At 68.0% G+C, this 5,716-nt stretch carries 6 protein-coding genes; 3 read left to right on the forward strand and 3 right to left on the reverse strand.

The window, feature by feature from the left end; all coding sequences use genetic code 11:
* Positions 1-25: 25 nt before the first annotated feature.
* The 3 genes from DD1DGNOD_RS09550 to DD1DGNOD_RS09560 form a co-directional block, all read right to left on the reverse strand.
* A complete protein-coding gene (locus DD1DGNOD_RS09550; protein ID WP_241255605.1) occupies positions 26-874 on the reverse strand; it encodes an SAM-dependent methyltransferase in 849 nt (282 codons plus the stop codon).
* Positions 875-1,235: 361 nt separating this feature from the next.
* Complete coding sequence (locus DD1DGNOD_RS09555; protein WP_131766276.1) at positions 1,236-1,598, reverse strand: hypothetical protein; 363 nt, start codon at positions 1,596-1,598, stop codon at positions 1,236-1,238.
* 316 nt (positions 1,599-1,914) lie between these two features.
* The gene (locus tag DD1DGNOD_RS09560; protein WP_131766277.1) at positions 1,915-2,442 is read right to left on the reverse strand and encodes a PGPGW domain-containing protein; all 528 of its coding nucleotides are present in this window, start codon (positions 2,440-2,442) and stop codon (positions 1,915-1,917) included.
* A 305-nt stretch (positions 2,443-2,747) separates the two neighbouring features.
* Here DD1DGNOD_RS09560 and DD1DGNOD_RS09565 point away from each other — a divergent pair, with 305 nt between their 5' ends.
* The 3 genes from DD1DGNOD_RS09565 to nhaA all read left to right on the forward strand — a co-directional run.
* Positions 2,748-3,230 carry a cation:proton antiporter regulatory subunit gene (locus tag DD1DGNOD_RS09565; protein ID WP_131766278.1) on the forward strand — a complete coding sequence of 161 codons (483 nt, stop codon included), beginning with the start codon at positions 2,748-2,750 and terminating at the stop codon, positions 3,228-3,230.
* Between the two features lie 121 nt (positions 3,231-3,351).
* Positions 3,352-4,500, forward strand: coding sequence for a cation:proton antiporter (locus DD1DGNOD_RS09570; protein WP_241251400.1), 1,149 nt, complete (start codon positions 3,352-3,354; stop codon positions 4,498-4,500).
* 269 nt (positions 4,501-4,769) lie between these two features.
* Positions 4,770-5,716: Na+/H+ antiporter NhaA (nhaA, locus tag DD1DGNOD_RS09575; protein WP_430827787.1), on the forward strand; the 947-nt coding region annotated here is incomplete at its 3' end.

Raw genomic sequence — 5,716 nt, forward strand, 5'->3', positions numbered from 1 at the left:
GCGCGGGGCCGGCACGGGCGTCGGTTCAGGGCTTGCGGCCGATACCTGCGGCGATGAGCGTTTCGGTGAGCGTCAGCGGCGTGGGTACCGGTTCGTCGGGGCGCCACAGAGGGTTGGAGACGACACCCGGCTCGGCGAGCTCCAGGCCGTCGAAGTAGCTGGTGATCTTCTCGATGGTGCGGAATCGCCCGGTGCCCAGTTCCGCGAGCAACATCTTCTCCAGGCCCGTGGTGCGCTCGCCGTCGGCGACGAAATGGGTGAGGAACATGTAACCGCCGGAGGGAAGAACGTCTTTGTATGCCTGCACGATCCCGTCGGGGTTCTCATGGTCGTTGAGGTGGTGGATGACTCCGAGCAGCATCAGGCCGACGGGCTGGTCGAGGTCGAGCAGGCTGCGTAGGCGCGGGTGGTCCAGGACCTCCTGGGGTGAGCGTAGATCGGCGTTGATCACCGTGGTGTTGGGGTTCTCGGCGAGCAGCGCCTGACTGTGTGCCAGCACGATCGGGTCGTTGTCGATGTACACCACCCGGGTGTCCGGGGCGTGTTCCTGTGCAACCTGGTGGGTGTTGCGCGCGGTCGGCAGCCCGGAGCCCAGGTCGATGAACTGGCGGATTCCCTGTTCGAAGAGGTAGCGCACCCCACGGCCGAGTACGGCCCGCTCGTACCAGGCCGCCTGCTGGACCTCGGGCAGCAACTGCGCGAAATGGTCGGCTATAGCACGGTCCACCGCGAAGTTGTCCTTGCCTCCCAGTAGAGCGTCATACACCCGCGCGATGCTGGGCTTCGAGATGTCGATCCCCTGTGGTGCCCACTCCTTCAACGGATCGGTCACCGCGTGGGCCTGTACATGAGAGTGGTTCTGCGCATCGGGCACGGCTCTCCGATATCGTTCGGCTAAACAGTTCCTTTCGATAGAAGTATAGGCGCTTTTGTGCCTGATCCGCTGCCGGGACGCCGACCTGGCAGTCGCCGATCCGCGCATACGTGACTGGGTGCATGTTAATCGAACACATGTTTGCCCCGGTCGGTCGGGGGCGCGTCCAGGACGGATCCTCGCCTTGCGGGGCCGGCCGAGCGGCCTGGACCTGTGTGCTACCGAAGCCACCTGGCCGACTGTTTCATCCAGAGGGCCGAAGGCGGCGCGATCATGTTTCTCGCGCTCGGGGTTCCTCCCAGATCGGCGGTGCCGATCCGGATAGCCGATCTGGGAGGTGGGAGGCCCGAGTCCTGATGCGCTACTGGCTGGTTGCCCCGAACGAACGTTGCTGGGTGCCCTGCTGCGCACCTGCCTCACGAGCCGGCTGCTGCCGTCCCCCGAACGACTGCTGGCCGCTCGGAGTCGCTTCCTGGGTTGCCCGGGTCGCCTGTGCCTGGCTTGCCTGTGCGCCGACGTCGGCGAGTTCCCTCAGTCGCCTCGCGACGTACTGCTCGCTGTGGTTCGACCTGTCCGCGATCCGCTGGACGAGGTCGTTGACATCGCGGGCCGCGTTGAGATCGGAGGACCCCACCTGGCCGAACTGATCGAGAATCTGGTAACGGATCTGCTGCCAGTTCTGCCGAAACTGCTGCTCTATCTGCTGCGCCTGCTGTTGTTCCATCCCGTCACGCTCCTTCTTGAGTGCTGACTCTTGAGTGCTGACTCGGGACGGGTTGAATTCTACTCCGGGGTGGCCCTTGCGGATAAATCTCCGGCTCTCGCCGGAAAATTTTTCGGCGCTCGATGCGACATGGTTCCCACCGTCGCGAACGATTCATGGCCCAAAAAACTGGAAAAGAGGATTCTCCGGTCGCATCGGCGGACTTGCCGGTGAATGGGAACGGCCGGCTGGCTGGTTGGTTGGCTGGGAACTTCTCGCGGCTGGCGCCGCGGGGACCGCGCTGGCTCCAAGTCATCCGTCGGCAACTATCCGTGGGCTACCCGTCGGTGGAGGAGGTCGGGGGTGCGGCGGAGGTGGACACGGAGGTGGAGGACATGTGCTTGCGGCTCTCCTGCTCCTCCTTGCGGTCGAGTAGTTCGGCCGGGGTCGGTTCGCCGGCGTCACGAGCCTGTTTGGCCTGCCACAGGCTGAACAGGATGGTGGCAAGGACCACCACCCCACCGAAGATCATGCTTCCGCCCGTCCACGGGGAGGAGAACGGCAGCGTCTTCACCACGATCCAGGCGACGCCCACCGCGACCATCCCGAGCCCGAACAGGATCGTGAACGCTGACGACCACACGCTCGCCGCGGCCTGGTCGGCAAGGTCGGTGGCCTTGCGCCGGGCCTGCTCGAACTGCCGGCGGGCCCATTCGTACTCCAGGCTCAGGACGAAGAACCCCAGCGCGATGATGAGGAAACCCGGGCCGGGCAGGGCGAGCAGGGCCACACCTACCCCCAGCACGGCCACGCCGACCGTGCTCACCACGATCCGGCGGATGAGGCGAGCACTCCTGTTCAGCACCGCGGCACCGCCTTCTGGTGAACCTTCGTGAACTGTTGTTCTTGTCGTGCGTCCGGCCTCGGGAGAGCTGGACGTCCTCGTCACGGTATCCGGGGAATGCTCCTTCCCGCTGCTCACCGGCTGCTTGTCAGCCCGGTGCGGGCCCCCAATCGTGATCCGCCGGACACGGCTCGGGGGCGGTCGGTCCGCGTTACCGTGGTATTGCGTATGGTTGGACAGCCAGAGGGCCGAAGTGCCAGAAGCGGGCCCCAGAATTTCGATCATTGTGTTTCGGTGTCCGTGTCGGGTTCGCTGGAGGGGTCGCAGTGAACGTGGAGGAGACTACGCTTCCGGGCATCGGGCTGCGGCACGACTTCCGGACCCGCAGCGGTCGACGGGTCGGTGTGGTGTCACATCACGGTGGCCGCCGCGAGCTGGTGGTCTACGACACCGACGATCCGGACACCTGCAGGGAGTCTGTTCCGCTGACCGCCGAGGAGAGCGACGCCCTGGCGGAGCTGCTGGGCGCCCCGCACATCGTCGAGCGGCTGAACAACCTCGGTGAGGCCTTCGCGGGCATCGTCGGTGACCAGATCAGAATCGCTCCCGGATCCCCCTACGACGGGCAGGCGCTGGGGGCGACCCATGCGCGGACCCGGACCGGGGCCTCGATCGTCGCCGTCGTCCGCGACCAGCAGGTGATCGCGTCCCCGCGTCCGAGCTTCGGCTTTGTCGCCGGTGACGTCGTTGTCGTTGTCGGGACGCCGGAGAACACCGCTGCTGTCGCCGAATTGTTCCGCACCGGTTGATCACAGCATCAGCCGGTGACACGGCGCTGGTGGAGACCGGTGACACGGCGCTGCTGGAGAGTCGCCCGTGGACGTAGCCGCGACCTTTCTCGAGCTGGGCGCGGTCCTGTTCACCCTCGGGATGCTCGGGCATTGCGCCACCGTCGTGGGCATCTCTCCGATCCCGTTCTACCTGCTGGGAGGGCTTGCCTTCGGGCACGGAGGACTGCTCCCGCTGGGTGCCAGCGAGGAGTTCATCGAGGTCGGCGCCGAGATCGGAGTCGTCCTCCTGCTGCTGACGCTCGGCCTGGAGTACACGGCGCAGGAGCTGCTCGACGGCCTGCGCCGGCAGGCGTCCACGGGCGCGCTCGACCTGACGCTCAACGCCGTGCCCGGGGTGGGCGCCGCACTCCTGCTCGGCTGGGGTCCGCTGGCCGCGCTCGTCCTCGGTGGCGTCACCGCTGTCTCGTCCTCCGGGATCATCGCCAAGGTCCTCACCGACCTGGGACGTGTCGGTAACCGTGAGACGCCCGTGGTGCTGTCCATACTCGTCCTCGAAGACCTTGCGATGGCGGTGTACCTGCCCATCCTCACCGCGCTACTGGCCCAGCAGACGCTTGCCCGGGGCTCGCTCACACTGCTGGTCGCACTGTGTGCGTTGGTCTGCGTCCTCGTCCTGGCGTTGAGGTTCGGCCGTCAGGTAAGCCGGCTCGTCCACAATCCGAACACGGACCCCAACAGCGAGATCCTGCTGCTGCGGCTGCTGGGGCTTGCCCTGCTCGTGGCCGGAGCCGCCCAGCAGGTCCAGGTGTCCGCGGCGGTCGGGGCGTTCCTGGTCGGGATCGCCGTGTCGGGGCCGGTGGCCGAGGGGGCGCGGCAGGTGCTCAGCCCCCTGCGGGACCTGTTCGCCGCGGTGTTCTTCGTCTTCTTCGGCCTGCAGACGGAGCCTTCCGAGATACCGCCGGTGCTCCTTGCCGCCTCGTTGCTGGCGGTCGCCGGGGTGGTGACGAAGGTCCTCACCGGGTGGTGGGCGGCGCGCCGGGCCGGGATCGGCACGATGGGCCGTTACCGGGCCGGGGCCGCGCTGGTCGCGCGGGGCGAGTTCTCGATCGTCATCGCGGGTCTGGCGGTCGCGGCCGGGGTGGAACCACAGCTGGGCCCGTTCGCCGCCTGCTATGTGCTGATCATGGCGATTCTCGGTCCGGTGGCCGCGCGTGTGGTCGAACCGCTCGTCCGCAGGGTGATCGGACGTTCGCGCGAGAAAGCCGCGGCGAGCCAGCCGGGTGGCTGAACCGGACTCCTTCGTACGTTTTCGTATGTTCAGCTTTGTATGTTCACCGGCCGTGCCTCCGCCGGGAGCGACCTCGCAGGCCACACCGACGTCCCGGCCGCTGGGCTCCATGACCGATGGATTGCACCAGCGGGGGACGCCACGACCGGGAAATCCGTGGCCCGCTGTGTCAGGATGATGTCGCTACTGAACTGGTGTGCCGGGAAGTCTGGTCGGCGTCCGGCGTCGGCGTTTCCTGGAAGGACCTCCCACTGGTGCGCACCCGAGCGGTGGTCAACGTGCGAGCCGCGATCAACGCGCGTGTGGGCCAGGCGCTGTCCGCTCGTGGCGAGTTCGCCGAGTTCCTCCGCCAGGAGACCACCGGCGGGTTCCTGCTGCTGGCCGCCACCGTGGTCGCCCTGCTGTGGGCCAACCTCGCCGGCGGCAGTTACCATGACGTGTGGCAGGCCCGCATGGGCTTCGGCCCGTCCTGGCTGCATCTGGACCAGCTGAGCGCCGGGGCTTGGGTGGCCGACGGGCTGCTCGCGGTGTTCTTCTTCGTCGCCGGTCTTGAGCTCAAACGCGAGCTGGTCGTCGGGGAGCTGGCGGGCCGCCGGGCCGCCGTGTTGCCGGTCGCCGCGGCCTTCGGCGGCATGGTCGTTCCCGCGTTGGTGTTCCTGGCGGTCAGCCGGGGCGCGCCCGGGGCCTCGGACGGCTGGGCGATCCCCATCGCCACCGACATCGCCTTCGCGCTCGGCGTGCTGTCCCTGGCGGGGGCGAACGTGCCCGCCTCGCTGCGGGTGCTGCTGCTCAGTCTCGCCGTCGTCGACGACCTCGGTGCCATCGCCCTGATCGCTGTCCTGTTCACCAGGGGACTGGCCCCGGTATGGCTCGCGGCGGCCGTCGTGCTGTCGGCCGGGTACGTCTTCGCGCAGCGGCGGCGCTGGAGATCCCCGGCGCTGTATGTACCGCTGGCGCTGGCGCTGTGGGTGTGCGTGCACGCATCCGGGGTGCACGCGACCGTTGCCGGCATCGGGCTCGCCCTGCTCACCCGGGTGCGTCCCGACCCGGACGAGCAGGCCGCGCCCGCACTGCGGCTGGAACACCGGCTGCACCCGTTCTCGGCTGTTGTTGTGGTCCCGCTGTTCGCGCTCGCCGAGACCGGGGTGCCGGTGACGGGGCCGGCTCTCGGTGCTGTCGCCGGGGATCCAGTCTCCCAGGGTGTGATCGCCGGGCT

Origin of the sequence: Candidatus Protofrankia californiensis, assembly GCF_900634765.1 — a bacterium.
GTDB lineage: Bacteria > Actinomycetota > Actinomycetes > Frankiales > Frankiaceae > Protofrankia > Protofrankia californiensis.